The sequence below is a fragment of the Pseudogemmobacter blasticus genome (assembly GCF_003071405.1).
GTDB lineage: Bacteria > Pseudomonadota > Alphaproteobacteria > Rhodobacterales > Rhodobacteraceae > Pseudogemmobacter > Pseudogemmobacter blasticus.
Genome location: NZ_CP020470.1, coordinates 3,151,469 through 3,177,745, shown reverse-complemented (window position 1 = coordinate 3,177,745; position 26,277 = coordinate 3,151,469). Strand labels below are relative to the sequence as shown.

Sequence of the window (26,277 nt, the reverse complement as noted above, 5' to 3'; positions counted from 1 at the left end):
CGCCCTTGACGCCCCGTTCCCCCTTGGCTACATCCCGCCCCCAGTGGGCGACGAGCTGCAAGGTGCGGCAGCGGACTGTAACTCCGCCGGGGCGACCCACGCCTGGTTCGATTCCAGGGTCGCCCACCATTCTTCCTGCAAGGGAAGAGCAAGATCCGGCCGGTCCTTCGGGGCCGGCCGTCTTCATTCACGACTCTGGACAACGGATTTGGCTTTCCTTTTTGCTGCACCTGCGCCATTCCGGCCCGGACAGCAGATCGGACACTGCCCATGCGCTCCTACAGCTTCACCCATGCCATTGCCCGCCGTCCGGCCGCCTCGATCATCCGGGGTCTGCGTGCGGTAGATACCGGCACCCCCGATCTGGCGCTGATGCAGGCCCACCATGACAGCTATGTTGCCGCGCTGCGCGGCACCGGCGCAGAGGTGACGGTGCTGGACGCGCTGGAGGCCTATCCCGACAGCGTGTTCGTGGAAGATACCGCGCTTTGCCTGCCCGAAGGCGCCATCCTCATGCGCCCCGGCGCGCCGTCCCGTCTGGGCGAGGCCGCCGAGATGGAGCCGCATCTTGCCGGGCTTTACAGCCGGATGCGCCGCATTTCGGGCGAGGACAGCTTCATCGAAGGTGGCGACATCCTGACGACCGAGACGGAAATCCTTGTCGGCCGCAGCGCCCGCACCAATGCGGCCGGCATCGCGGAACTGGCGCGTCTGGTGGCCGACTGGGGCCATGTGGTGCGCGAGGTGCATACGCCCCCCGGCGTGCTGCATTTCAAGACCGACTGTTCGCTGATGGATGCCGAAACCGTGCTGGCCACCGACCGGCTGGCTGCTTCGGGCTGTTTTGCCGGCTACAGGGTGATTCCGGTCGCCGCAGGGGAGGAGGCCGCGGCCAATGCGATCCGCTTCAACGGGATCGTGCTGTTCCCAGCCGGTTTCCCGCGCACCCGTGACCGGCTGGCGGATGCCGGTTACACTGTCCATGAAATCGGCAATTCCGAATGTGCCAAGATTGACGGCGGCATGTCCTGCCTGTCGCTGCGTTTCACTCCGTCCTGACCCGTAACCCGCGAGACGTGTGCCAATGACCTCGCCCTTCAATATCATCGCCGTCGTTCAGGGCGGTCGCCTGGCCTATGAGGCGCTGCTGCTGGCCGCGTCGTTGCGCGCCACCAACCCGGGCTTTGCCGGCCGGCTGATCCTGGCGGAACCGCAGCCCGGCCCGCATTGGCCGCAAGACCCGCGCCTGCCCGACGGGCCGCTGCGCGACCGTCTGGCTGAACTGGGCGCCGAATTCCTGCCATTCGAAAGCCGCGTCTTCGGCAACGGCTATCCCTATGGCAACAAGATCGAGGCCGTGAAGGCCGCCCCCGACGCGCCCTTCCTGTTTCTGGATACCGACACGCTGATCACCGGGTCGTTCGACACGGTCAGGTTCGATTTCAACCGCCCCTCGGCGTCGATGCGCCGCGAAGGCACCTGGCCCACGATCGAGCTGTACGGGCCGGGCTATGCCGCCACCTGGAAATCGCTGTATGACAAGTTCGGGCTGGAGTTCGAGAGCAGTCTGGACCTGAGCCAGCCCGACGAATTCTGGCAGCGGTATCTGTATTTCAACGCCGGCTGGTTCTTCCATGCCAGCGCCCCCACCTTTGGCAGCCGATTCCTGGACTATGCGCGCCAGATCCGCGATGATCGGCCCGAAGAGCTGGTCTGCCAGGAAATCTTCCCCTGGCTGGACCAGATTGCCCTGCCGCTGGCGGTTCATTCCTTTGGCGGTGGCCGGCCCGGGCCGGAACTGGACGGGCTGGATGGCGATGTGACCTGCCATTACCGCACGATTCCCCTGCTTTACGCCAAGGAATCCGATCTGGCGGTGCAGGTGCTGGAAGAGGTGGCGCTGGTGAAGGAAAACCGCCGCCTGTTGCGCGACTGGCCACAGGTCAAACAACTGGTTTACCAGAACGGCGGCCGCCGGGCCCGCGCGCTGTTTGACCAGAACGACCTGCCGCCGCGCGAACAGATGATCCGCAACGCGCTGAAACGGGCGGGGCTGTGGCTGCGCTGACGCGCCCGGTCACAGCCGCATCATCACCACCGGGTAAAGCGAGGCGACCAGCAGGACCGCCATGGTCCAGTTGAACAGCCGCAGCCGGCGCGGATCATCCAGCCAGCGCCGCAGCCCCTGCCCCGCCACCGCCCAGAGCGATACCGAGGGCAGGTTGACCAGGCAGAAGGTGCCCGCCACCGCCAGATAGGCCGCCGTCGACGGCATGGTGACATAGGCCGCCACCGCCCCCAGCGCCATGGCCCAGGCCTTGGGGTTGACCCATTGGAAGGCCGCCGCCTGAAGGAATGTCATCGGTTGCGGCCGTGCCCGCCCTTCGCCCGGCGCGGCGGCATGGGCGATCTTCCACGCCAGCCACAGCATATAGGCGACCGAGGCCAGTTTCAGCCCGGTCAGCGCCGGCGGCCAGGCCTTGAACAGCCCGGCCAGCCCCATGCCCACCAGGAACACCATCAGCGCATGGCCGGCCGAAATGCCCAGCATATGCGGGACCGTCCGGCGAAAGCCGAAGTTCACCCCGCTGGCCAGCAGCATCATGTTGTTTGGCCCCGGCGTGACCGAGGTGACGAAGGCAAAGCCCAGCAGGGCAAGGAACAGGTCATATGTCATGGGCGCAATCCTGCGGCGCAACAGGCGACATGAGATTGCAATATGATGCGGGTTTTGACATTCTGCACAAGATATGACGAAGATAGACGCCATAAACGAAAGCATATTGCACGAGCTGGCGCGCGATGGCAGGCTGAGCAACCTGCAACTGGCCGACCGGGTTGGCCTGTCGCCCAGTGCCTGCCTGCGCCGCGTGCAGGAGCTGGAGCGGACGGGGGTCATCAAGGGCTATCGCGCGGTGCTGGACCCGGAAAAGACCGGCCGGGGCTTCGTTGCCTATGTGACCGTGGGGCTGAGCGCGCACACCAAGGCCGCGCAAGAGGCGTTTGAACGCGCCGTGTCCCGCGCGCCCGAGGTTCGGGAATGTCACAATATCACCGGCACGGTGGAATATCTGCTGCGGGTGGAAGCCGCCGACCTGGCCGCCTACAAGCATTGGCATACCGAGATTCTGGGGGTTCTGCCGCAGGTGCGCGCGATTACCACCTTCGTCGTCATGGGCAGCCCCAAGGATGACCGCGCCTGACCGCGAAGGCCGGCCATTGCCCAATCCACGCCCCTCGCCTAGCCTGCGCCCGACACATCACACCCGGAGGACACCATGACCGACAGGCCGCAGGGCTTTGACACGCTTGCCATTCACGCCGGCACGGCGCCGGACCCCGCCACCGGGGCGCGGCAGGTGCCGATCTACCAGACCACCGCCTATGTCTTCAAAGACGCCGACCATGCGGCGCGGCTCTTCAACCTGGAGGAGGTAGGCTACATCTATTCGCGCCTGACAAACCCGACCGTGGCCGCGCTGGCCAACCGGGTGGCGGCACTGGAAGGCGGCGCGGGCGCCATCGCCTGTTCGTCGGGCCATGCCGCGCAGATCATGGCGCTGTTCCCGCTGATGGGGCCGGGCAAGAACATCGTTGCCTCGTCGCGGCTGTACGGCGGCACGATCACCCAGTTTTCCCAGACCATCAAACGCTTTGGCTGGTCGGCCAAGTTCGTGGACACCGACGATCTGAAGGCGGTCGAGGCGGCGATTGACGACAACACCCGCGCGCTGTTCTGCGAGACCATCGCCAACCCCGGCGGTTACATCAGCGACATTCCGGCGCTGGCGCGGATTGCCGATCTGAAGGGGATTCCGCTGATCGTGGACAACACCACCGCGACCCCGTGGCTGGCCCGCCCCATTGAAATGGGCGCGACGCTGGTTGTCCATTCGGCCACCAAATACCTGACCGGCAACGGCACCGTCACGGGCGGCATCGTGGTGGATTCGGGCAAGTTCAACTGGTCGGCGTCCGACAAGTTCCCGTCGCTGTCGCAACCCGAACCCGCTTACCACGGGCTTGTGTTCCACCCGACGCTGGGCAGCATGGCCTATACGTTCCACTCCATCGCCATCGGCTTGCGCGACCTGGGCATGACGATGAACCCGCAAGGCGCGCATTACACGCTGATGGGGATCGAGACGCTGGGCCTGCGGATGGAACGGCACGTCAAGAACGCCCAGATCGTTGCCGAATGGCTGGAGCAAGACCCGCGGGTCGAGGCTGTTACCTATGCCGGGCTGAAATCCTCGCCCTGGCACAGCCGGGCCGAGGCGCTGCTGCCCAAGGGCGCCGGTGCGCTGTTCACCTTCGCGCTGAAGGGCGGCTATGACGCCTGCGTCAAGCTGATCGACAATGTGAAGCTGTTCAGCCATGTCGCCAACCTTGGCGATACGCGCAGCCTGATCATCCACTCGGCCTCGACCACACACCGGCAGTTGTCGCCGGAACAGCAGGTCGCGGCGGGGGCGCCGCCCAATGTGGTGCGCCTGTCCATCGGGATCGAGGATGTGGCCGACATCATCGCCGATCTGGATCAGGCGATGGCCAAGGCCACCGCGTAAACCGCAGGCTCAGTTCAACGGCGGGGCGGCATAAAGCCCCGCCGGCAGCGGCCCAAGCCAGGCGATATGAAACCGGGCCTGCGTCTGGCCGGCTTCATCGCGCGTCACATCGAAAGACAGGATGCGGCACTGGGGCCGCGTTGCGCTGTCGGGGCGACATTCGTCCCGCGCGCCTTGCAGGAAATCCGCCAGCAGGCGGCTGTCATCGCCCGCCTCGGCCGGGGCGGCGGCGTCCAGCGTCAGACGGTCCTCGCGCAGCACCACGGTGGCCAGATCAGGCATCGTGGCCGGATCAAGCGCCTGCGTATAGGCGAGAACGATCTGGAATTCGGCCGTTTCGCCTGCGGCATCCAGGCTTTCATCGACCACACCGGCGGAGACCATCTCGCAGCGGGTGGCAAAGGCGGCCAGCAGCGCGGCACAGTCACGGTCGGCCAGCGCCTGCGCCCGGATGTCGGCAAAGGCCTGCCGGTAGACAGGCGCCGGCAGCTTTTCCCCCGGTTGCAGCAGATCCGTCAGCGGGGCGCGGCGGGTCAGGCGGGCGATGCGGGTCTCGACCAGCCGGTCCTGCCGCAGATAGGCCGCAACCGTAGCACGGTCGACCAGCCCGCCGCCGGGGCTGATCAGCCAGTTCTGTTCGGTCAGGAGCACCGGGGTCGCGGGCGCCGCAGCCTTGCCTGGCACCAGCGCGGGGCCAGAGGCGGGGCCGTCCTCGGCAGGCGAGGACGACGCGACGACGCGGTGCAGCCAGGCGACCGGATCAATCTTGTGGGCGTCCAGCATCTGCAAACCCGCCGCGCCCCCCGCGAACAGCACAAGCGCCAGTCCCAGCAGCAGGATCATCCGCACCAGCATCAGAACTGCACCCCCGCCTTCAGACTTGCCAGATCGCCACCGGCAAAGGCCGTGGCAATCGCCCGGACGCGGGCGGCAAAGTCGATGTTTTCGCCGCCCGGCACGGCCAGATCGACATATTGGTCCAGTGTCAGCCGCATCAGGCCGCCGCTGACCGGCTGCCAGACCGCGCGGCCCTGCGCTGTTGCGGGCACCGGGCCCACCGCCGACACGCTGCCGCGCAGCCAGCCGCCGGCCAGCGTTTCAGCCGCCCCCACGCCGAACAGGGCACGGAACGCGGCGTCCCAGTTTGCCGCCGCAAGCTGGAATCCGGCCTGTTTCTGCGCCAGCTCCTCGCCCTGGATCACGCCCATTTCGACGGATTGATAGAACAGGTGGTTGGGGTTCAGCGGATAGAAGGGCTGCATCCCGCAGGCGGCCAGTTCGGCCTGCCGCATCACCTCGACCGGCACCTCGGGGGCCACATTGGCCACGCCGACCTGCTCTCCTCCGATCAGCACCACGCGGTCAAGTCGGGCACCGGGGGCCAGATGGATGTTAAAGATCACCTTGCCAGCGGGGGCCTCAAGCACCAGGTAGACCGGCTTTTCCGTTTCGGTGACGGCCACGTCCTGCACCCCGAAGGCCAGACCTTCAGCCCCGATGCGCGGCGGTGCCACCGTCCGCCGGTAGGCCCGGGCAAAGGCCTGCACGCCGCGCGCAAGATCGGCATCGCCATAGGTCAAGACGCCCAATGGCACCCGGTCCGAACTGGCCGCCCCGGCGTGCAGCACCGCCACGCCCGCCCCCGGCGGGGTTGGCGCGCAGCCCTGCAAGGGCAGCAGCGCCTCGGTCCGGGCGGGCACCTGCCCGCGCACGCGCACCGAATAGCCCGCCAGAGCCTGATCAATGAAGACGGCGCCGCCGGGCACCGCCGCAATCGGCCCCTGGGCGGCCCAGCCATCCGAGGTATCGGCCAGCAGATCGCCCGGAGTGTCTGACGCCGTGGCGGCCTGCATCCAGCCGCCATCGCCGCCGGTCGCCATCATGCCGCCGGCGCCCGAGCGGCCACCCATGGTTTCAAGCCAGACGATGGCGCTTTCGGGCAGGATGCTTTCGAATGTCCGCGGCCCGCCGATCACCAGCGCGAACATCGCCAGCGTGGCAATGCCGACGATCACCAGACTGACAGGCCCACGGACCATGCGATTTCCCCGTACGAGGTGGCTTCCAGCCTTGCGCTACGGGGAAATTGGGGCGGAAACGGGCCGGAATGGCGATGCTTTCTGGCAAATCCGGCCCGTCAGCCGATTATTGTGCGACTTCGTAAACAACCGTCACACTGGCGGTATAGCTGATGGCGCCCTGTTCAACCGGCACGGCCCCGGCGGCGGAATCAGCCTTGAACATCGGCACCGGGGCACCGTAGCCGCCGCCTTCGGTCAGGCTGACGATCGGGCCAAGGCCCAGCCCCGCCGCGCCGGCCAGAAGATCGGCCTTGGCCTTGGCATCGGCCACCGCGTCCTTGCGCGCGGCATCCAGCGCCGGGCGCGGATCGGCCAGGCCGAAGGTCAGCCCGTTCAGGGTGTTGCCGCCATCGCTGACGGCGGCGTCGATCACGGCACCCAGCCCGTCCAGCGCGCGGACCTGCACGGTGACGATGTTCGTCGCGGTATAGCCGGTGATGGTAGGCCCGCCCGAGACGCTGCTGTCATAGCCCGACCAGTTCGGGTTGATCGACAGGCCGGTGGTCTGGATGTCGCGCGGCTCGATTCCCGCGGCCTTGAGACGGTCGATCACCGCCTGCATCTGGGCGGTGTTGTCGGCCAGCGCCGCCGCCGCGGTTTCCCCGACCTTGGTCACGCCGATGCTGAGCGTTGCCATGTCCGGGGCCGCTGCGGTGCTGGCTTCGCCGGTCACGGTGATGGTGGCCGCTTCGGCCTGCGCGGCTGCGGCAAAAGGCAGCGCCATCGCCAGCGCGACAAGGCCCGGGGCCAGGGTCAGGGGAACGTGACGGAACAGGGTACGCATGAGGTCTCTCCTTCGTTTGCGATAACCAATCAGAACTTGGACGCGCAGCACAACCCATTCCTTGGCGCCTTCACGGGCGTTTTCCTTCCCCTCGGCAGAAACCTGCTGTAGAACGGGAAAAATCCGCCGGGGCGCGTTTTCGCACCCCCGCCTCCTATGCTAGATGCACGGCATGAAACCGACATTCGCCCTGAACTTCACCGAGACCAGCATCGCGCTTCTGCACCGGGCCACGAAGGGCTGGGTTCAGGTCGGGGAAACGCCGTTCGACAGCCCCGATCTGACCGAGGCGCTGGACTATCTGCGCGCCACGGCGCTGGGGCTGGCACCGGGCGGGTTCACCACCAAGCTGGTGATCCCCAATTCGCAGCTTCTGTATGCCGAGATCGAGGCCCCCGGCCCGTCAGAGGCCGAGCGCCGCGCCCAGATCACCGCCGCGCTGGAGGCGCGCACCTCGCTGACCGCCGAGGATATGGTGTTCGACTGGTCGGGCAAGGGCAAGACCGTCAAGGTCGTGGCGGTTGACCGCCAGACGCTGGACGAGGCCGAGGATTTCGCCACGCAGCACCGCTTTGATCCGGTGTCCTTCGTGGCCATTCCCGAACCCGGCACGTTTTCCGGCGAACCGTGGTTCGGCCCCGCCGGCGCCGCCGTGGATCTGCCCGCTGACAAGGCGGCGGCCCTGCGCGACCGCACGGCGATCAGCATCATCGACAGCCCGCGCGGCGCGGCAAAACCGGCCAAGGCCGCCGCGCCCGTGGTCAGCCCCGAGCCTGCGGCGGAAGTCTGGCCCGATGCCGACAGCGCCCTGGCCTTCCCCGAAGAATTTGCCGATTTCGAGACCGAGGATCTGGTAGAGCCCCCCGCGCCGGACGCCGCGCCCGCGGCTGTTGCGGATGCGGTGGCGGAAACCGCCCCCGATACCGCGCCCGCCCTTGTGACGGAGGACGTTTCCGCGCCGGAGCAGGACAGGCTTGTCGCGCCAGAGGCCGAAGCCGAGACGGACGAGGCGCCTGCAATCGAGGTGCAGGAAACCGATGTCCTGCCGGAGATCGCCGCTGCCCCGGTCAAGGATGAAACGCCCGCCCCGGCAATGGCCGCGCCGGAGGAGGACAGGACGTTCCCGGCGCTGGCCGATGGCGATGTGCTGCCGGTCGAGGACATCCCGCCGCCCGCCGTTGCCGACCCCGCGCCGGTGGCGCCCGCGGCAGAGGACAGCCTGCCCGCAGAGACCAGCGAAGGGACGCCCGCCGTCGAGCCGGTGTTGCAGGCTGACACGATGGCGCCCGCCCGGGATGAGACGCCCTGCGCCGCGTCGGTTGACGCGGATGAGGCTGCGTTGTCCGAGCCTGCCTTGGCCAGCGCGGAACCCGATCCGTTGCCCGAGGTCGAGGAAGCGCCGTTTACCCATGTGGCCGACAGCACGGCTTTCCCCGAGGATGAGGCCCCCCGCACCCCGACCGGCGCGGCCAAGGCCTTGCCGGAGGACGACGATCTGCCGCCGGCCCCCTCGCCCGCGGCGCTGGCGGCGTTTTCAAGCCGCCGGGGCGTTGATGCCGACAGCCGGCCGCGGACGGTGCCGCCGCTGACGGCGCCTGTGCGCCCCGATGCCGCTGCACTGGCCCGCGCCGCCCGCGGCAAGCCGGTGGATGAACTGCCGCCGATGCCGCGCCCGCCGCAAGCCGCGCCGCGCCCCGGCCTGACCGGAGCGCGCGGTCCGGCGGAACGGCCGGCGATGCCGCTGGTCACCGCACCGTCAATCCCCGGCACCCGCAAGGCCAAGGGCAAGCCGCAGCCCGCCGCGCCGGCCCCGCTGGCCTCGGCCGTGGCGGCCACGGCGGCGGCCTCGCCGGCCGATGCGGCCCGGTCGCTGGGACGCAGCCCGTTTGCCAACCGCCCCCGCCGGGGCGCCCCGCGCTATCTTGGCCTTGTGCTGACGGCGATCCTGCTGATCTGCCTTGCCCTGGTTGCGGCCTGGTCGTCGTTCTACCTGGCGTCGGACGACAGCGATCCCGCTGCCACCAACGTGGCCGCCGACAGCACCGCGATCGAGGACGAGATGCTGGCCGACGGCGAAGACCCCGACGCGCTGGCGGCCGAAACGCCTGCCGCCGATGTGGCCGCCGATACCGCCCTGCAAGACCCCGCGCCGGAGGTAACCGACACCGGCGATCTGGCCGCGGCCGAAACCGCAGGCCCGGCCCCAACGGCAACGACCGGTGCCGATCAGGCCCCGGCGGCCAGTGTTCTGGTCGATCCGCAGGATGAAATCTTCCTGTCCGGTGCCGATGCGCCGCCGCCGGCCTTTGATGCGCTGGCCCTGCCCACCGTCGACACCGCCGCCGATGCGCTGCCGCAGCCGCCGATGCCGCCGCCGGCCTTTGGCACCGTCTACCGCTTCGACGCCAACGGCCAGGTCGTTCCAACGCCCGACGGGATTGTCAGCCCCGAGGGCGTCATGCTTTTTGCGGGCAAGCCGCCGCGCGTTCCGCCGGCCCGCAGCGCCGTGGCCGAAGCCGCCGCGCAGGCCGCCGTTGCAGCCGCCGTCACCGCCGCTGCGGCACCGGCGGCGACCGACGCAGCGGGAACAGCGCCGGCCCTGACCGAGGGCCAGTCCGCCGCGGATGCGCCGGCGGCCCCCGAAACCGCCGCCGCCCCGGCGGCCGAACAGCCCAACCCCGATCTGGCCGACCGCAAGCCCCGCGCCCGCCCCGAAGGGCTGACGCCGCCGGCCAATGCCGGCGATGATGCGGCGCTGGAAACCGTGGCACCGACCGATGTCACCAGCCTGCGCCCGCGCGTCCGCCCGGCCAGCGTGGTTGCCGCCGGCGAACAGGCGCGCGCCGAAACCGCCGCCGCCTCGCTTGCCGCCCCGGCAACCGAACTTGCCGCCGCCGATGCCGCCAACCCGTCGCTGCTGACGATCTCGCGCCGGCCGTCGGCCAAGCCGCGCGATTTCAGCCGTGCGGTCGAGGCGGCCGTTGCCGCCGCCGTGCGCACCCCCGAGCCAGAGCCCGAACCGACCAAGGCCTCGGCCGCCGTCAAGGCCGCCCCCGCCCTGAAGCCGGAAGAGCAGGAAGAGGCCGACGTGCCCGAGGTTGCCTCGGCCGCGCCCAAGATTCCGACCAAGGCCAGCGTTGCCAAGCAGGCCACCTATGTGAACGCGCTGAACCTGTCGAAGACCAACCTGATCGGCGTCTATGGAACCCAGTCGAACCGCTATGCGCTGGTCCGGATGTCGAACGGAAAATACAAGAAAGTGCGGGTGGGCGACCGGATCGACGGCGGCACCGTGCAGGCGATCACCCAGTCCGAAGTGCGTTACCAGAAGGGCGGCCGGCTGATTGCCCTGAAGATGCCCAAGGGCTGAGGGCCCGGCCGCCCGCATTGGCGGCGGCTGCCATTTCGGCTGGAAAAGCAATATCTTGAATGTGCCCCACTCCCCTTCGCAAACATGCGAACAAGGTGCGGGGCCGATCTGAAGCAATCACGCCACAAGACCGGCGCCCCAGAACTGCGCACAGCCTGCGGCCAGCCGCACACAGTCGCGTGACAGCCTCGGGTCGGGCGCAGTTTTTCGGCCTTGGGGTGTAGATTCGGCAACGCCCCGGCCCTAGGGTGCGCGCGATTTCCTGATCCATTTCCAAGAGCCCCCTCCACGATGGAAGCCTTCCTGTTCCAGGCCAGCCTGTATCTGGGTGCCGCCGTCCTGCTGGTGCCGCTGGCCGTCCGGCTGGGGCTTGGCTCGGTGCTGGGCTATCTTGCCGCGGGCATCGTGCTGGGTCCGGTGTCGGGGCTGGCCGGGGCCGAATCGCAGGGCTTGCAGCATGTCGCCGAATTCGGCGTGGTGATGATGCTGTTCCTGATCGGGCTTGAGCTGGAACCGCGCATCCTGTGGGACATGCGCCACCGCCTTCTGGGCATGGGCGGGGTGCAGGTCGTGGCGACCACGGCCACGATCACGCTGATCCTGGTGCTGATGGGCAAGGACGTGCGGGTTGCGCTGACCATCGGGATGCTGCTGTCGCTGTCCTCGACCGCCATCGTGCTGCAGACGCTGACCGAAAAGAACCTGATGCGCAGCCCCGGCGGGCGGGCGGGGTTTTCGGTGCTGCTGATGCAGGACATCGCCGTCATTCCCATTCTTGCGCTGGTGCCGCTGCTGGCGATGCCCATGCTGGGCGGCCCCACGGCCGACCTGTTCGGCGTGGTCAATCCGGCCGATCCGGTGGTGACCAGCCACCCGATGCCCGCGGCCGAGCCGCTGCTGGATTTCTTCCAGTCGCTGGACCCCTGGGCCGATACGCTGGCCACGCTGGGCATCGTGGCCGCCATCATGACGGCGGGGCATTTCCTGTCGCGCCCGGTGTTCCGCTTCGTCCACGCCTCGCGCCTGCCCGAAATGTCGACCTTCGTCTCGCTGCTGATCGTGATCGGCATCGCCTTTCTGATGGCGCTGGTCGGGCTGTCACCGGCGCTTGGAACCTTCATTGCCGGCGTGGTGCTGGCGAATTCGGAGTTCCGCCACCAGATCGAGGCCGACATCCGGCCCTTCAAGGGGCTGTTGCTGGGGCTGTTCTTCATCACCGTCGGCATCGGCATCGACTTCGATGTGTTCTGGCGCGCGCCCGGCCTGATCATTGCCGCAACGCTGGGGCTGATCGCGCTGAAGGCGGCGATCCTGTTCATCCTGTCCATCGTGTTCGAGATCAAGGGAAAGGACCGTTTCCTGTTCTCGTTGGCGCTGGCGCAGGGGGGCGAGTTCGGCTTTTTGCTGGTCAGCTTTGCCCGCAGCGAAGGCGTGCTTGGTCTGGCGCTGGGGCAAGAGGTGTTGCTGGTCATCAGCCTGTCGATGCTGCTGACGCCGCTGCTGTTCCTGATCTACGACCTGATCGCGCGCCAGATCGTTCATGCCGCCCCCAGCCGCAAGCCCGACGCGGTGGATGAAAAGGGCCGCGTGCTGATTGCCGGGATCGGGCGCTTCGGCCAGGTGGTGAACCGCATCGCGCGATCCTCGGGCCTGTCGACCGTGGTGCTGGATTCCGACATGGGCGCGATCGAGACGATGCGCCGCTTCGGCGTAAAGGGCTTCTTCGGCGATCCGTCCCGCCCCGAGCTGCTGGATGCCGCCGGCCTTGCCACCGCCGAGGTGCTGGTGGTGGCGGTGGATGACCGGGCGAATGTGCTGAAGATCGTGCGCCACGCCCGGCAGGTGCGGCCGGACATCCATATCGTCGCCCGCGCCCGCGACCGGGTGCATGTCTATGAACTGTATCAGGCCGGCGCCAATGACATCGTGCGCGAAACCTTCGACTCCTCGGTTCGCGCCGGGCGCTATGTGCTGGAAAACACCGGCTTCACCGAATACGAGGCGTCGCAGCTTTCGCAGACCTTCTGGCGGCTTGACCGTGCCGCGATGCGCGATCTGGCGGCGCTGTGGGTGCCCGGCACGCCGGTTCATCTGAACGAAGCCTATGTCGCCCGCGTTCGCCAGTTGGACAGCGAACTGAAAAGCGCCCTGATCGACGAGCTGGAGCAGGCCCGGCCGGCCCCCGAGGCGCCGATGGTCATTCTGGACGATCCCCGCCCCGACGCCGCCTGAGCGTCAGCGCCGCCAGAACGCCGGCAGGAGCAGCACCAGAATGGCCAGCAGGCCCAGACGGCCCAGGATCATGGCCAGGGTCATGATGATGATGGCCCCGTCGGGAAAGTCGATGAAGGTGCCGGTGCGCGCCACCAGCGGGCCAAAGCCGTAACCGACATTGCCCAGCGTCGTCCAGACCGCGAAGAGCGAGGATTCCAGGTCCACGCCCAGCAGTGTCATGGCCACGCTGAGAACCCCGAGGATCAGGATATAGCTGGAGATGAACATGATCAGCGCCTGGATCACGTCTTCTTCCACGGTGCGGCCATCGTATTTGACCGGGTCCACCGCCGAGGGATTGCTGATCTGGCGCACCTGCCGGCGCACGACCGCCATGGCGACCTGCACCCGGAACACCGACAGACCGGCGGCGGACGACCCCGAACACGCCCCGCAGACCCCCACGACAAAGGCCACGATCAGCATCAGCCCGCCCCAGCCGGGGAAGCTGCCCGAGAAGAACCCGGTCGAGGACATGATCGAGGTCAGGTTGAACAGGCTTTCGCGGAAGGCCGGTTCGAAGGCCACATCGGCGGTCAGCACCCGCCAGATCGCCACGATCAGCACCGCCGTCAGCAGCCAGCGCACATAGGCCCGCACCTGGCTGTCACGCCACAGCGGCGTGGCGCTGCCGTTCAGAAGCTGCACGAACCGGATATAGGGCAGGCTTCCCAGGATCATGAACAGGGCGCCAAAGTATTCCCCCGCACCCTGAAACCCGCTGAACGAACTGTCATAGGGTGAGAAGCCGCCGGTTGCGATGGTGGCAAAACCGTGCACCACCGCCCCCAGTGGCGGCATCCCGATCGCCGAATAGACCGCGATGCAGGTCACCGTCAGGATCATGTAGACATACAGCAGTTGCCGCGCGATGTCGGTCGCCCGCGGCAGGGCCTTGCCGAAGGTGTCAAACCCCTCGGTGCGGAAGAACTGCATCCCGCCGACGCGCATCAGCGGCAGGAAGATCATGGCGATGAAGGCGATGCCCAGACCGCCAATCCAGTTGGTCATGCCGCGCCACAGGTTCATGCCGTCGGGCAAGGTATCCAGCCCGTAGATCACGGTCGCGCCGGTGGTGGTCAGCCCCGAGGTGGCCTCGAAAAACGCCTGCAGGAAGCGCAGCTTCGGTTCGCCCAGCATGAAGGGCAGCCCGGCAAAGGCCGGCAGGATGGTCCAGATCGCGGCAGTCAGCAGATAGGCTTGCCGCACATCCAGCGAGGTGGCCAGCGCGTTGGTGGTGGCCATGGCCACGGTGGCGCCCACGAAGCCGGTGATCAGCGCCGCCTTGGCAATGGCATAGCCATTGGGATCACCCGCGCGCCAGTCCAGAATGGCCGGCGCGACCATCAGGATGGCCAGGACGATCAGGATTCGTCCGATCACATAGGCGACGGGGCGCAGGTCGATCATGGCTGGAAGGGATAGGCGGTTCCCGGTCGGCGGTCAAATGCCGCCCGGCGGTGCGCGGGTGCCGGCCTGACGTGGTGGCAGGAACGGGGTGAACTTCAGCCCCTGTGCGGTGACGATCCCGAAAGCCCCGTTTGCACCGCCCGGACCAGAAGCCCCGGCCGGGTTAACAGCCGCGCAGCGGCCCCGCCCAGCGCCCGACCGCCCCCCGGGCGGGCGCTGGCGTGATGTTTCATCCTTCGGAAATGCCCATAAAAGCGGAACGTTGATTTTTTACCATGATAGATTAGATTAACAGAGATATATTCTTAGATGGAGCAATCGGTGAAAAAACTTACACTTACAGTGGATGCCAATGCAAATCAGAAGATTCTAAGGCAGCTTAAGCGCAAGGGCTTTGTGGAACTTCACGCCATGAACATAGAAAACATGAAAGAGAACAACAAACTGAAGATGAAAGATATGCCATTAGCGGTCTTTGACAGCCCACATTCAACTATCGGAAACTCAGTAATTGCTGCGAACGACACCATTTGGCCAAAAATCTCTGCCACCATGACAAAAGATAATCACGGCGACGCGATGCAACTAGAGGGACATATCAGGTCCGGCCGGGATGTATTTGTTACCGATGATCGGGACTTTCTGGATAGACGGGAAGTTTTAAAGGAGAAATTTGGCGTGACGATTAAATCGACAGAAGAAATCGCTGAGGTTTTCAACTGTTCGTCGGATTAACTCCTGCTTCTATGATAGCTTTGATCGGATATTTTATCTCACACAACAAACTCTCGCGTTCGACAGGTCGGACCGGTAGCGCCCAGAGAACAAGCGGTGCGATTCAACCTTACATCGCCCTTTTATGTGCAGAGCTTTCGCTCAAGTCAGCGATGTTGTTCGTGCAGCGAAAGGCAGCTCCGTCCTCCCCCCTCACCCCTGCAACGCCCTGAGACGGGCCAGCACCTCGGGGGTCAGGCGGTAGTGGCCGGTCAGGGGGTATTCGAACAGACGGTCCTCGACGCGGGTTCCGGCGCCGATGTTGTGCACCACCAGCGGCGCGCCCGTGGGGCCCGGGCGGTCGGTCACGATCATCACATGCGGCAGGTTTCCGGGCAGGACCGAGGTCACGATGTCGCCCGGCAGGAAGGCCGCCGGATCACTGGTCAGCGCCAGTTCGGCGCCCGTCCGTTCGAACAGACGGCGCAGGTTGGGCACCCGGCGGTGGTCGATGTTGCGGTCGGGGCGGCTAAGGCCCCAGCCTGACGGGTATTTCGCGAAATGCGCCTTCATGTCGGCGTTCAGCGCCGCCTGCAGGTCTACCCCATGCGCCACCCGCAGGGCCCGCACCAGCACATCGGTGCAGACGCCGCGGTCGGGCGCCACATCGCCACCGGGAAAATCCAGCGCCACATAGGCGGGGTCATAGACCGTGGTCACGCCCACCTGCCCCTCGGCCGCCCGCACCAGCGCGGCGGCCTCGGGCGGTGCGGTCAGGCCGGGCGTGCCGGGCAGGCCTGCCGCCACCACCAGACCGGACAGCACCTGCACACCGGCCCGCAGGCGGCGCGGCGCCACCTCTGCCGTCACGGCCATGGCCAGAAGCCCGGCCCCCAGCCCGCCCAGCACGATCCAGCGCATTTGTCACCCCGCACCCGTCACGGACGCCACCCTGCCCGGCACCGCCGGGCAAGCCAAGCCGTGCCGGCGGTGCCGGGCGGGTTTCAGCCGGCGTGGATCAGGCTGGCGAACAGCCGGGGGTCCAGGCTTTCGGCGGCGAAGGTCGGCCCTTCGGTCAGCAGGCTGACCGCATCATGGCTGTGCAGGCTTTCCTGATGGCTGGCCACCACCCGGAAATCGCCCACCCGCGCATCGGCCTTCAGCGCCTTGCAGAAGCTGCGCGCCGCGTCTTCGACGAAGATCGGGTTCGCCGCGTTCAGTTCGGCGAAGGCCTGCTCATCCTCGCGCTTGACCATGACCTGCGTTTCGGTCGGCACACCTTCGCGCGCAAGGTCGATCAAGTCTTCGAACCACAGGCAGGCCTTGCCCGACAATTCGACCGAGATCCGCGCCACCGACCGCTGCGAATGGGGCGTGGCCAACTGGCCGCGGGTCATGCGGGCATGTTCGCTGAGTTCCAGGCTGCACGGGCAGGTGCTGGAATAGACGTAATCGAGGTGCATGATCTTCTTGCGCACGCCGCCTGCGTCCACCAGCTCCAGCGCGATGTCGTAATACTGCCAGCCGGACAGGCCCGACCGCAGGCTTGCGACGCGGACCGGGAAGGAAAACCGCATCTGGATGCGCGCATCAAAGGCGCCCAGGTCGCGCTTGTAGTCGTCCAGCGCGTGTTCGATCACCGCGAAGCTGAAGTCCTTTTCGGAATGGGCATAGAAAGACCGCATGATGCGGCTCATGTTGATGCCCTTCTTTTCCGCCTCCAGGCTGACGGTGCCGGTCACGCTGGTTTCCAGCATCACCTCGCCATTGTCGCGGGTGCGATAGCGGATCGGCAGGCGAAAGTTGGAAATGCCGACATGCTGGATGGTCTGGCGTTCACCCACGATCAGGCTGGCCGGACCGTTCTGCAGGTCGGGCAGCGTGGCCTTGTAGGCATCATCCGCCACGAAATCGGCCGGGTAGACGCGGCTTAGCGCCGGATAGCCATGACCGGGCAGCAGATTTCCGACGGCCGGGTCCAGCCGCGAAATCTCTTCGTCCGACGATTTGCCGGCCCATTGCCGCAGCACCGCCAGTGCCGCCTCGGCCTCTTCGCGCGAAGGCTTGCGGTCGATCTCGGGGGTATGCAGGTTCATCGGAGGGGGATCCTTTCGGTTCGGGCGCGGGCCATCGGGGCCAGCCGTCAATTTCCGGATAGTTACGTTGCAGCCCCGCCAACGGATCACCGCGTTTCCGCGCCGGCCTTTGGCAAGGCTCACATCAGATAGGCATTCCCGGCCGAATCACAAGCCGCGTTTGCGACGTTCACGCCGCCGCCAGCGCCCCGGTCAGATCGGCCAGCAGGTCGCCCACGTCCTCCAGCCCAACCGACAGCCGGATCAGCCCCGGCGAGATGCCCAGTGCCACCTTCTGATCGTCGGGCAGGCGCTGGTGGGTGGTGGTGGCCGGATGGGTGGCAATCGTCTTGGCATCGCCCAGGTTGTTCGAGATGCAGGCGATGGTCAGCGCGTTCAGGAAGCGGAACGCGGCGTCCTTGCCACCGGCCACCTCGAAGGCGATCAGCGTGCCGCCGCTGCCCATCTGGGCCATCGCCAGATCGTGCTGGGGGTGGCTTGGCAGGCCGGGATACAGCACCTTGGCCACCTTCGGATGCGCCTCCAGCGCCGCCGCGATGCGCGCCGCGCTGTCGGCCATGGCCCGGCAGCGCAGGTCCAGCGTTGCCAGCCCGTTCAGGTGCAGCCAGGCGGTCAGCGGGCTCATGCTGCCGCCGGTGTGTTTCATGTAAGGCTCGGCCACCTTGCGCACAAATTCGGTGGTGCCGCAGATCACCCCGCCCAGGGCCCGGCCCTGACCGTCGATATGCTTGGTGGTGGAATAGACCACCACATCGGCCCCCTGTTCGACCGCGCGGGAAAAGATCGGCGTGGCAAACACGTTGTCCACGATGACCGTGGCGCCCACGGCATGGGCGATTTCGGCCACGCCGCGGATGTCCACCAGCGTGAGCGTCGGGTTCGAGACCGACTCGAAGAACACCGCCTTGGTGCCCGGCGTCACGGCCTTTCGCCACTGGTCCAGATCGTGACCGTCCACGAAGGTGACCTTCACCCCGAAGCGGCCCAGCACATCTTCCAGAATATAGAGGCAAGACCCGAACAGCGCCCGCGCGCTGACCACATGGTCGCCGGCCCTGAGCAGGCTGGTCAGCGCCCCGTTGACGGCCGCCATGCCGCTGGCGGTGGCGAAGGCGTCCTCGGTGCCTTCCAGCGCGGCGATCCGGTCCTCGAACATGCGGGTGGTGGGGTTGCCGTAGCGGGCATAGATGAATTCATCCGCCTCGGCCTTGATGAAGCGGGCCTCGGCCTGCTCGGCGCTGTCATAGGCGAACCCCTGGGTCAGGAAGATCGCTTCGGCCATCTCGCCATACTGGCTACGGCGGATGCCTTCATGCACCAGTGTCGTGCGCGTCTTCCAGTTCTTCGTCATCGTCCGGGCCCCCAAGGCCAAATGAAAAACCCCGAAACCGATCAAGGTTCCGGGGTGACCCGTAACCTCTTTAGCGGTTTGTTTAACGTGGCCCGCAATCCGGTAACAAAGCGCCACGAAGGGCGGCATACGCCCATCATCCGGCCGGGTCAAGCTGCACCACGGCGGGCATGGCGCGGCAGGATCTTTGGCCCTGCAAGGGGGGAAAGGCGTCAGATCGCCGTGTCGCGATCATCCTCAAGGCCCAGCACGGTTTCGCGCAGGGCGGCCAGAACCGTATGCGACAGAACCGGCAGGACGGCCCAGAACAGCAGCCAGTGCGACGGGTCCAGCGACCGGATCATGGTTTCGTTCAGCAGCACGAACGACAGGCTGAACAGCACCATGAAGCGCGTCATCGCGGCCAGATGTCCCTGCATTTCGGGCTGCGGCCAGAACCGGCGGGCCAGCGCCGTGCGGTCCGCCAGCATGTCAGACAGATAGAGGCCGCCGCAGAGGAGGAAGTAGAACGACGGCAGGCGCTGGCACCACCGCATTTCGCCAGCAGCCGCCAGAAGCGCCAGCGGCAGCAGCGCCACGGCCAGCAGCAGCACTGCCGTGCGGGCCTGACGGCCGGGCCGCATCAGCGGGCGGGCGACATCCTCGAACCGCAGGCCGATCCGCACCGCCATGGCCAGCAGGAACGCAGTCACGAAGGCCTGCTCCTCTTCCCCGGTGCCCAGCAGCACCGACAGCAGCGGATAGGCCAGCAGCAGCACCGCGCCGGGCAGGAAGGTGCGCCGCGGCAAGGGCGGAAGATCCTGGAACAGGTCAAGGAACAGGCGGAACGATTCGGCGATGTGGCGCAGCATGGCGGTCGATCCCTGGGGAAACCGGACTCTGCTTAAAGGAGAAAAATGGCAACCCTGAGGCGAAATTTCGCGCACCGACAGCCGGGCCGCGATCAGCGGCGCGGCGGGCCGTCTTCCGGCGGGGTTTCCGGTTCGATCACATAGCGGCTGAGGGCGCCGATCTGCAGCATCAGGAACAGGAACAGCGCGATGGGGAAGGCGAAGGTTTCCAGCTTGACCCAAAGCTCGGTCGATTGCGTGCGCCAGATCACCTCATTCGCGACGGCCAGGGCGGCGAAGGCCAGCGTCAGGCGGCGGGTCAGGATCATCCAGCCCTGGGGCTGCATCGGCAGGGCTTCGGACAGGATGAACTGCAGGTAGCTGCGCCCGCGCAGCAGGCCAAAGCCCAGGATGACGGCAAAGCTGCCATAGACCAGCGTCGTCTTCATCTTGAAGAACCGCTCGTCGTTGAACCAGGCGGTCAGCGCCCCGAAGAACAGAACGGCAAGGCCGGTGAATATCTGCATCCGCGACAGCTTGCCCGACAGCAGCCACAGCGCGGCGATCGAGGCGAGCAGGATCGGGATCAGCGCCAGCGCGGCAATGATGAAGCCGGAATAGGCGGTGCCGCCGATGTGGAAGGTGTCATCCTTGATCCACATGTAGATGACGAAGAACAGGATCGTCGGGCCCAGTTCCAGCGCCTGTTTCAGGACAGGGTTGATCTGCTTTTCGGCCATCCGGTCTCTCCGCGCGTCGCGCCGCGCCCGCCGTGGGCAGGCATTGCGCCCCTTCTGGCCCGGAACCGGCCACGGGATCAACCCTTGGCAACCGGCGCCCCGATCAGAAAGCCGTGCGGAGGGATGCCGCCCTATTTCGGGGCGGCGCGTTCCCAGTCGATGCCGAAGGTCGCGCCGTCGAACAGCGGCGCCAGCCCGTCCGGCGATTGCGGCACGCCGGTCATGGCATAGGACATCAGCCGGGCCGGGCCAAAGCCGGTCTTGGCCCGAAGCTGCACGCGCAACGTGCCCGCCGGGTTTGGCAGGTCGCGCAGCAACTCGCCCAGCGCGGCCTTGCTGTCGGGCGCAAAGGCCGGTTCAGGCAGCGCGGCCACCGCGTCCAGCGCCGACTGGCGCAAGACCTCGGCCTGCGCCTCGACCGAGGTTCCGGCGGTCGGGTCGAACCGGCTGATCAGCGACGGCAGGACGTAGCTTTCAAACAGGCCGCGGGTGGTGATGGCCAGATCGGCCTCGCGGATGGCAAAGCCGGTCAGCGCCATCTGGGTTGCGGATTTCGACGAAAGGTCAACATTGTCGATCACCGCGCGCAGGGTGATGCGGTTTTCCCCCCACAGGGCAAGGTCGAAGCGGACGATCTTCAGCCGCCGCGCGTCGCGGTCCCAGTCAGCCTGGAACCGCATCGACATCGGGCTGACCTGTGCCTGCGCGGCCAGAAGGTAGTTGGTCGCCGGATCGTCGGTGCGAACCGGCAGGGTCAGGCCGTCGATCTCGATCTGAAGGCTGTCAAGGGCGCTGCCCTGCGCGGCCGCCGCCGGCCCCGGCACCGCCTCGCCCAGACGGCCGGCAAAGCGCAGTTCGCGGATATGCGGATCGGGGGAATAGCGGGCGGGCGAATCAAGCACCACGTTGCGCACGATGCACCAGCCGCCCTTGCCCTCTTCAACCTCGCCGCTGATGGCAACACCGTCGGGGCTGCCGGCGATGAGGGCCGACCAGACCTGCGCGCAGGCCTCACCCGGCGTGGTCTGGGCCAGGGTGGCCCCCGGCCCGGCCAGCCCGGCCGCAAGCACCGCAGCCCATACCGCACCCCGACTGCGACCTGCCATTTTCCTACCCCGCCACCTCGATCAGGACTGCGCCGGCCGCGATCACCGCCATCAGGGCGGTGCGCACCGGCCCCACCTTCTCGCGCAGAACCAGCCAGCCGATCAAGGCGGCAAAGACCGTGCTTGTCTCGCGCAGGGTGGCCGCCTGCCCCACCTTGTCGATCCTTGTGGCCAGCATGATGGCGCCAAAGCTGAAATAGGCCACGATTGCGCCCAGAATTCCGCGTTTCAGCAGCGGGATCACTTCCTCGTGCGCCAGCCCCCACCAGCGCCGGACGGTGACGGCGGGAATGAACAGGCTGTCGATCAGGAAGAACCAGGCCAGAAAGGTAAACGGGTTCGCCGTCGCGCGGATGCCATAGGCATCATAGGTGGTATAGGCCGCCACCAACGCCCCGGTTGCCGCCGCGAAGCCCAGCGCGGGCCCCAGACTTTCGCGCCCCACCTCAAGCCGCCGCAGGTTCCAGACCGCCAGCCCGAGAATGCCGCCGGTCAACAGGAACAGCCCGGCCCATTGGCCCGGTGCGTAAACCTCGCCAAAGACAACGCCCGCGGCGGCAAAGGTGAACAGCGGGCCGGTGCCGCGCACCACCGGATAAACCACGGTATAGGCGCCGCGGGTGTAGGTCATCGCCTGCAACACCTTGTAGACGGCGTGGATGACGAAGGCGCCGGCGAAGATCGGCCACATGTGCGGCTCTGGCCAAGGCACCACGAACAGCGCGAAGGGGGCCGCGATCACGCCATAGCTGGCGTCAATGGCGGCGCGGCTGAGCCAGGGGTCGTGCCGGCCCTTCTGCAACGCGCCGAACAGCGCATGAAGCACCGCCGCCATCAGCGCCAGCACCAGCGCGACCTGATGGCCGGCGGGCGTGCCTTCGATGGAAATCAGCCAATCGGTCACTTGTGGCGCCCCGGACGGCGGTTCAGCCGTCCAGCCCCACCAGCGCGCGGGCGAAATCCTCGGGGTCAAAGGGCGACAGGTCGTCGATCTGTTCGCCCAGGCCGATGGCATGGATCGGCAGACCGAACCTGTCGGCCAGGGCCACCAGAACGCCGCCCTTGGCGGTGCCGTCCAGCTTGGTCATCACCAGCCCGGTCACATCGGCGATCTTGCGGAAGATGTCGACCTGCGTCACCGCGTTCTGCCCGGTGGTGGCATCCAGCACCAGAAGCGTGTTGTGCGGCGCCGTCGGATCAACCTTGCGGATCACGCGAACAATCTTGGCCAGCTCTTCCATCAGGTCGGCGCGGTTCTGCAACCGTCCGGCGGTGTCGATCATCAAGAGGTCTGCCCCTTCGGCCTGCGCGCGGGTCAGCGCGTCAAAGGCCAGGCTTGCCGGATCGCTGCCTTCGGGCGCGGTCAGCACCGGCACGCCGGCGCGGGTGCCCCAGATCTTCAACTGGTCCACCGCCGCCGCGCGGAACGTGTCGCCCGCCGCGATCACCACCGACTTGCCGGCGGCCTTGAACTGGCTGGCCAGCTTGCCGATGGTCGTGGTCTTGCCCGATCCGTTGACACCAACCACCAGCACCACCTGCGGCCGCTTCGGATAGAGCGGCATGGGGCGGGCGACCGGGGTCATGATCCGCGTCACCTCATCGGCCAGCGCCTGACGCAGCTCGCGCGTGCTGATCTTGCGACCATAGCGCCCCTCGGCGATGTTGGCGGTGACGCGCGTTGCCGTTTCCACGCCCATGTCGGCCTGGATCAGCACTTCCTCCAGGCTTTCCAGCATGGCGTCATCCAGCACCCGGCGCGGCTCATCAGCCGCCGCGCGTCCGAACAGACGGCCCAGCAGGCCCGGCTTGGCCGCCGCAGGCGCCGCAGCCTCAGCTTCATGCGCGCGGAATTGCGGCGAAACCTCTTGCGGCAATTCATCAGGGGTGTCGTCGGGCAATTCGTCGGGCAGGTCGGGCGCCTCATCCGGCGCATCCGCCGGCCATTCCTGCGGCGAAGGATCGGGCTGTTCATCCGGCAGGGTCACCGGCACCTCGACCTCGGGCGTATCCGCGCCTTCCGCAACCAGCGCCTCAAGCCCCTCGCCGATCTTGTCGGACGACCGGAACATCCGATCCTTGAGTTTCTTGAAGAAGGACATGCCCGCCTCTCTGCCGCTGGGGTTGTCCTTCACCTAATCGCTTTGTCCCGGTTAGGAAAGGCCGCCCATCGCCCCCCAGAGAATCAGCGCTTGCCCGCCCCAGTAAAGCGCCCAGACTGCCCATGAGACCGCACGGACGGGGGCGCGGGCGACGAACTTCTCCCAGGCCAGCAGCGTGTCGGACGCCAGGAACATCACCACCCCCGCCAGCACCGGCCCGGCCGGCTGGCACAGCGCGGCAACGCCCATCATGGCGATCAGCCCGATATAGACCCGCACCGGCAGCACCAGCGCCGGCGGCACCCTGGGGGCAAGCCAGCCCTCGGTTGACCCGACCAGTGCCAGAACCAGCGCCACCGCCCACCACGGGCCGGGATGCCCGGTCCAGAAGGCCGCCGCATAGGCCAGATGCCCCAGGCCGAAAGCCACCATCCCGGCCAGAAAGGCCCGGTCGCCGGGCCGGGCCAGCGCGTAATCACCCAGCGCCCCCAGCGCGAGCCCCGCCACGATCAGCCAGGGCGCCCCGGCAACCAGCCCGCCCAGCACCAGCAGCGCGGTCGCCGCGGTCTTGATCAGGGCCGGCCCCTGCGCGGCCTGCGCCGGCTGGCCGGCATGGCGCCAGAGATAGACCAGCGCGGGAATCGCTGCGGCCAGAATGAAAAAAATCAGCATGTATCCGCGATCTCCTGCCGGCTGCTGGCGCATCCTGTCACCGCAGACGGCCCCCGCAAAGCCCGCCGTGGCGTCACACCGCGGCGACAGGCCCCCTGCGGCCGGGGTTGCGGCGCCGCGGCACTGGTCCTTGCCCGTTCCTGTGATACTATGACCCACAAGCGAAAAGGTGCCTCTGGTATGCTGAAAATGCTCAAGAAATCCTCCCGCCCCGTGCCTCTGGTTGCCTTCACCCTTGCCTCGGTGCTGCCGGTCGCCTTTCTGGCACTTGGCGCGGCGCAGGGCGGGTTCTGGCTATGGGTCGGCTTCCTGTACATGGCGGCCTTCACCGTTCTGCTGGATCAACTGCTGCCCTTCGGCACCGCCGATGCGCCCGAAGGGCAGGACGTGCTGTCGTCGGACAACGTGCTGGTGGGCGTTGGCGCGGCGGCGCTGGTGATCCTGCCCATCGCCACCTGGGCCATTGCCGGGGACAGTTCCAGCCTGTCGCTGGGCGAGCGGCTGCTGATGTTCCTGGGCACCGGCCTGTGGCTGGGCCAGGTCGCCCACCCCGCCGCGCATGAGCTGATCCACCGCACCAACAAGCCGATGTTCCATCTGGGACAGGCGGTCTATTCCGCGATGCTGATCGGCCACCATGCCAGCGCGCACCGGCTGGTGCACCACCGGCATGTGGCCACCGACCTTGACCCCAACTCGGCGCGTGAAGGCGAAAGTTTCTATGCCTTCGTCCGCCGCGCCTCGGTTGACAGTTTCAAGGCCGGGCTGAAGGCCGAAAACGACCTGCGCGCCCGCAGCAGCAGCGGCATCCGCGACCTTCACCCCTATGTCCTCTACATCGGCGGGGCGCTGATCGCGCTGATCCTGGCGCTGTCGATCGGCGGCTTCACCGGGCTGATCGTCTGGCTTCTGCTGGCGGCCCATGCGCAGGTGCAGGTCTATCTGTCCGACTATGTGCAGCATTACGGCCTGCGCCGCGTCACCCGCGAAGATGGCAAGGCCGAACCCGTTGCCCTGCACCATAGCTGGAACACGCCGCACTGGCTGACCTCGGCCATGATGCTGAACGCGCCGCGCCATTCCGACCACCATGCCAACCCGTCGCGCCCCTATCCGCTGCTGCGGCTGGACACGCCCGAGGTGACGCCGCAACTGCCCTGGCCGCTGCCGGTGGCCTGCACGATGGCGCTGTTCCCGAAATACTGGAAACGGCAGATGCGCCCCGAGCTGGAGCGCTGGCGCAGCCTGCATGGCGGGGCCGATCACGCAGAGGTCACGCCTGCCTGACTGGTGCTGCGGCGTGCAGTCTGGCAGGCTGACCCGGTTCGTTGACCGGAGTCCCCGATGCGCGCCGTTGCCCTTGCCCTGATCCTTGCCCTGCCGGCCGTTGCGGCCACGGCCGATGACGTGCCCATGACCGGGGCCGAGTTTGACGCCTATGTCACCGGCAAGACCCTGACCTATTCGCAATTCGGTTCCGTCTTCGGGATCGAGGAATACCTGCCCGGCCGCAAGGTGCGCTGGAAGTTCACCGCCGACGACTGTCAGTATGGAAGCTGGTACGAAAAGGGCGACCTGATCTGCTTTGTCTATGAATACGACCCGGACGAGCATTGCTGGACCTTCTGGACCGACGGCGGCAAGCTGAAGGCGCTGTCCGTCGACAATGCCCCGGGCGAAGAGCTGACCGAAGTGGCCCGGTCGCCCGAGGGTCTGAACTGCCCCGGCCCGGACGTGGGCGTCTGATGCGCGCCGCCGTCGCCCTGCGGGCCATCGCCCTTGTCCTGTCTGTCGGCGGGCTTCCCGCCCTTGCCGACGAAAGCCCCGCCGACCCGGCGCTGTCGTCCGAGGCCTTCGATGCCCTGACGCGCGGTAAGACGATGGACACCTATGATGCGGAAAGCGGGCTTTACGGGGTTGAAACCTTCCTCTCGGGCCAAAGGGTGATCTGGCGCGATGCCGACCGCTGCATCCATGGCACATGGCAGCAGGTGGGCGAGCAGATCTGCTTCAGCTACGAAGACAAGCCCGACCGCCCGGTCTGCTGGGCCTATCATGACCGGGGTGGCTGGATCATGGGCTGGTTCGAGGGCAACCGGCAAAGCGTGCCGATCATGCTTTACCCGTCAAAGGGCGGCCCGGTCGGCTGTGAGGGCTTTGTCGGCGCCTGAGGCGCGCG

The 26,277-nt window shown here is 67.1% G+C and carries 24 protein-coding genes, 1 tRNA gene and 1 riboswitch; of the genes, 11 read left to right on the top strand and 14 right to left on the bottom strand.

The genetic code is table 11. The features are described from left to right. Positions 1–45 precede the first annotated feature (45 nt). The 3 genes from B6K69_RS18260 to B6K69_RS15500 all read left to right on the top strand — a co-directional run bounded on the left by B6K69_RS18260 (position 46) and on the right by B6K69_RS15500 (position 2,068). Positions 46–129: transfer RNA gene (locus B6K69_RS18260), tRNA-Tyr, on the top strand. Between the two features lie 141 nt (positions 130–270). Further along, positions 271–1,059: an arginine deiminase family protein gene (locus B6K69_RS15505; RefSeq protein WP_108644439.1), complete on the top strand. Its 789-nt coding sequence runs from the start codon at positions 271–273 to the stop codon at positions 1,057–1,059. Between the two features lie 25 nt (positions 1,060–1,084). Then, positions 1,085–2,068, top strand: coding sequence for a hypothetical protein (locus B6K69_RS15500; RefSeq protein WP_108644438.1), 984 nt, complete (start codon positions 1,085–1,087; stop codon positions 2,066–2,068). A gap of 9 nt (positions 2,069–2,077) precedes the next feature. Here B6K69_RS15500 and B6K69_RS15495 read toward each other — a convergent pair whose 3' ends face one another. After that, a complete protein-coding gene (locus B6K69_RS15495; protein ID WP_108644437.1) occupies positions 2,078–2,677 on the bottom strand; it encodes a LysE family translocator in 600 nt (199 codons plus the stop codon). A 73-nt stretch (positions 2,678–2,750) separates the two neighbouring features. Here B6K69_RS15495 and B6K69_RS15490 point away from each other — a divergent pair, with 73 nt between their 5' ends. Together B6K69_RS15490 and B6K69_RS15485 are read left to right on the top strand one after the other, a co-directional pair. Then, positions 2,751–3,203 (top strand): Lrp/AsnC family transcriptional regulator, encoded by a 453-nt coding sequence (locus B6K69_RS15490; RefSeq protein ID WP_108644436.1) that lies wholly within the window; start codon positions 2,751–2,753, stop codon positions 3,201–3,203. Positions 3,204–3,278: 75 nt separating this feature from the next. After that, positions 3,279–4,568, top strand: coding sequence for an O-acetylhomoserine aminocarboxypropyltransferase/cysteine synthase family protein (locus tag B6K69_RS15485; RefSeq protein ID WP_108644435.1), 1,290 nt, complete (start codon positions 3,279–3,281; stop codon positions 4,566–4,568). A gap of 9 nt (positions 4,569–4,577) precedes the next feature. Here the strand turns inward: B6K69_RS15485 and B6K69_RS15480 are convergent, their stop codons facing one another. The 3 genes from B6K69_RS15480 to B6K69_RS15470 form a co-directional block, all read right to left on the bottom strand. After that, the gene (locus tag B6K69_RS15480; RefSeq protein WP_108644434.1) at positions 4,578–5,423 is read right to left on the bottom strand and encodes a hypothetical protein; all 846 of its coding nucleotides are present in this window, start codon (positions 5,421–5,423) and stop codon (positions 4,578–4,580) included. Further along, entirely contained in the window at positions 5,423–6,607 is a 1,185-nt protein-coding gene (locus tag B6K69_RS15475) for a hypothetical protein (RefSeq protein ID WP_108644433.1), read from the bottom strand. Before B6K69_RS15475 ends, B6K69_RS15480 begins: the two co-directional genes overlap by 1 nt. Positions 6,608–6,713: 106 nt before the next feature. Then, the gene (locus tag B6K69_RS15470; protein WP_108644432.1) at positions 6,714–7,433 is read right to left on the bottom strand and encodes an SIMPL domain-containing protein; all 720 of its coding nucleotides are present in this window, start codon (positions 7,431–7,433) and stop codon (positions 6,714–6,716) included. A 172-nt stretch (positions 7,434–7,605) separates the two neighbouring features. On the opposite strand from B6K69_RS15470, the gene B6K69_RS15465 reads away from it, so the two are divergent. Together B6K69_RS15465 and B6K69_RS15460 are read left to right on the top strand one after the other, a co-directional pair. Further along, a complete protein-coding gene (locus B6K69_RS15465; RefSeq protein ID WP_123876583.1) occupies positions 7,606–10,803 on the top strand; it encodes a hypothetical protein in 3,198 nt (1,065 codons plus the stop codon). Positions 10,804–11,094: 291 nt separating this feature from the next. Continuing rightward, positions 11,095–13,035 carry a cation:proton antiporter domain-containing protein gene (locus B6K69_RS15460; protein ID WP_107674646.1) on the top strand — a complete coding sequence of 647 codons (1,941 nt, stop codon included), beginning with the start codon at positions 11,095–11,097 and terminating at the stop codon, positions 13,033–13,035. A gap of 3 nt (positions 13,036–13,038) precedes the next feature. Here B6K69_RS15460 and B6K69_RS15455 read toward each other — a convergent pair whose 3' ends face one another. After that, entirely contained in the window at positions 13,039–14,487 is a 1,449-nt protein-coding gene (locus B6K69_RS15455; RefSeq protein ID WP_107674645.1) for a TrkH family potassium uptake protein, read from the bottom strand. A 309-nt stretch (positions 14,488–14,796) separates the two neighbouring features. Here B6K69_RS15455 and B6K69_RS18030 point away from each other — a divergent pair, with 309 nt between their 5' ends. After that, the gene (locus B6K69_RS18030) at positions 14,797–15,222 is read left to right on the top strand and encodes a hypothetical protein (RefSeq protein WP_164681976.1); all 426 of its coding nucleotides are present in this window, start codon (positions 14,797–14,799) and stop codon (positions 15,220–15,222) included. 192 nt (positions 15,223–15,414) lie between these two features. Here B6K69_RS18030 and B6K69_RS15450 read toward each other — a convergent pair whose 3' ends face one another. From B6K69_RS15450 to B6K69_RS15410, 9 genes are all read right to left on the bottom strand, one after another. Continuing rightward, positions 15,415–16,122: a DUF1287 domain-containing protein gene (locus tag B6K69_RS15450; protein WP_228156756.1), complete on the bottom strand. Its 708-nt coding sequence runs from the start codon at positions 16,120–16,122 to the stop codon at positions 15,415–15,417. Between the two features lie 83 nt (positions 16,123–16,205). Further along, the gene (folE2, locus tag B6K69_RS15445; protein ID WP_108644430.1) at positions 16,206–17,297 is read right to left on the bottom strand and encodes a GTP cyclohydrolase FolE2; all 1,092 of its coding nucleotides are present in this window, start codon (positions 17,295–17,297) and stop codon (positions 16,206–16,208) included. Between the two features lie 169 nt (positions 17,298–17,466). After that, a complete protein-coding gene (gene metZ / locus B6K69_RS15440; protein WP_108644429.1) occupies positions 17,467–18,648 on the bottom strand; it encodes an O-succinylhomoserine sulfhydrylase in 1,182 nt (393 codons plus the stop codon). A 49-nt stretch (positions 18,649–18,697) separates the two neighbouring features. Next, a riboswitch (SAM riboswitch) is annotated at positions 18,698–18,775 on the bottom strand. A gap of 85 nt (positions 18,776–18,860) precedes the next feature. Further along, on the bottom strand, positions 18,861–19,499 hold the full coding sequence (locus tag B6K69_RS15435) for a hypothetical protein (RefSeq protein ID WP_108644428.1): 639 nt from the start codon (positions 19,497–19,499) through the stop codon (positions 18,861–18,863). Between the two features lie 92 nt (positions 19,500–19,591). Continuing rightward, entirely contained in the window at positions 19,592–20,218 is a 627-nt protein-coding gene (locus tag B6K69_RS15430; RefSeq protein ID WP_108644427.1) for an inner membrane-spanning protein YciB, read from the bottom strand. 131 nt (positions 20,219–20,349) lie between these two features. Further along, positions 20,350–21,324 carry a hypothetical protein gene (locus B6K69_RS15425; RefSeq protein ID WP_123876581.1) on the bottom strand — a complete coding sequence of 325 codons (975 nt, stop codon included), beginning with the start codon at positions 21,322–21,324 and terminating at the stop codon, positions 20,350–20,352. Between the two features lie 4 nt (positions 21,325–21,328). Next, entirely contained in the window at positions 21,329–22,228 is a 900-nt protein-coding gene (locus tag B6K69_RS15420; protein ID WP_108644425.1) for an EamA family transporter, read from the bottom strand. A gap of 22 nt (positions 22,229–22,250) precedes the next feature. Continuing rightward, the gene (gene ftsY / locus B6K69_RS15415; protein WP_108644965.1) at positions 22,251–23,426 is read right to left on the bottom strand and encodes a signal recognition particle-docking protein FtsY; all 1,176 of its coding nucleotides are present in this window, start codon (positions 23,424–23,426) and stop codon (positions 22,251–22,253) included. Between the two features lie 51 nt (positions 23,427–23,477). Next, positions 23,478–24,098 (bottom strand): lysoplasmalogenase family protein, encoded by a 621-nt coding sequence (locus B6K69_RS15410; protein WP_164681975.1) that lies wholly within the window; start codon positions 24,096–24,098, stop codon positions 23,478–23,480. Positions 24,099–24,278: 180 nt separating this feature from the next. Here B6K69_RS15410 and B6K69_RS15405 point away from each other — a divergent pair, with 180 nt between their 5' ends. The 3 genes from B6K69_RS15405 to B6K69_RS15395 are packed head-to-tail and all read left to right on the top strand — an operon-like array spanning position 24,279 to position 26,269. Next, the gene (locus B6K69_RS15405) at positions 24,279–25,385 is read left to right on the top strand and encodes an alkane 1-monooxygenase (protein WP_108644423.1); all 1,107 of its coding nucleotides are present in this window, start codon (positions 24,279–24,281) and stop codon (positions 25,383–25,385) included. 57 nt (positions 25,386–25,442) lie between these two features. Then, a complete protein-coding gene (locus tag B6K69_RS15400; protein ID WP_108644422.1) occupies positions 25,443–25,844 on the top strand; it encodes a hypothetical protein in 402 nt (133 codons plus the stop codon). Further along, a complete protein-coding gene (locus B6K69_RS15395; protein WP_108644421.1) occupies positions 25,844–26,269 on the top strand; it encodes a hypothetical protein in 426 nt (141 codons plus the stop codon). The genes B6K69_RS15400 and B6K69_RS15395 overlap by 1 nt, the downstream gene beginning before the upstream one ends. Positions 26,270–26,277: the final 8 nt, after the last annotated feature.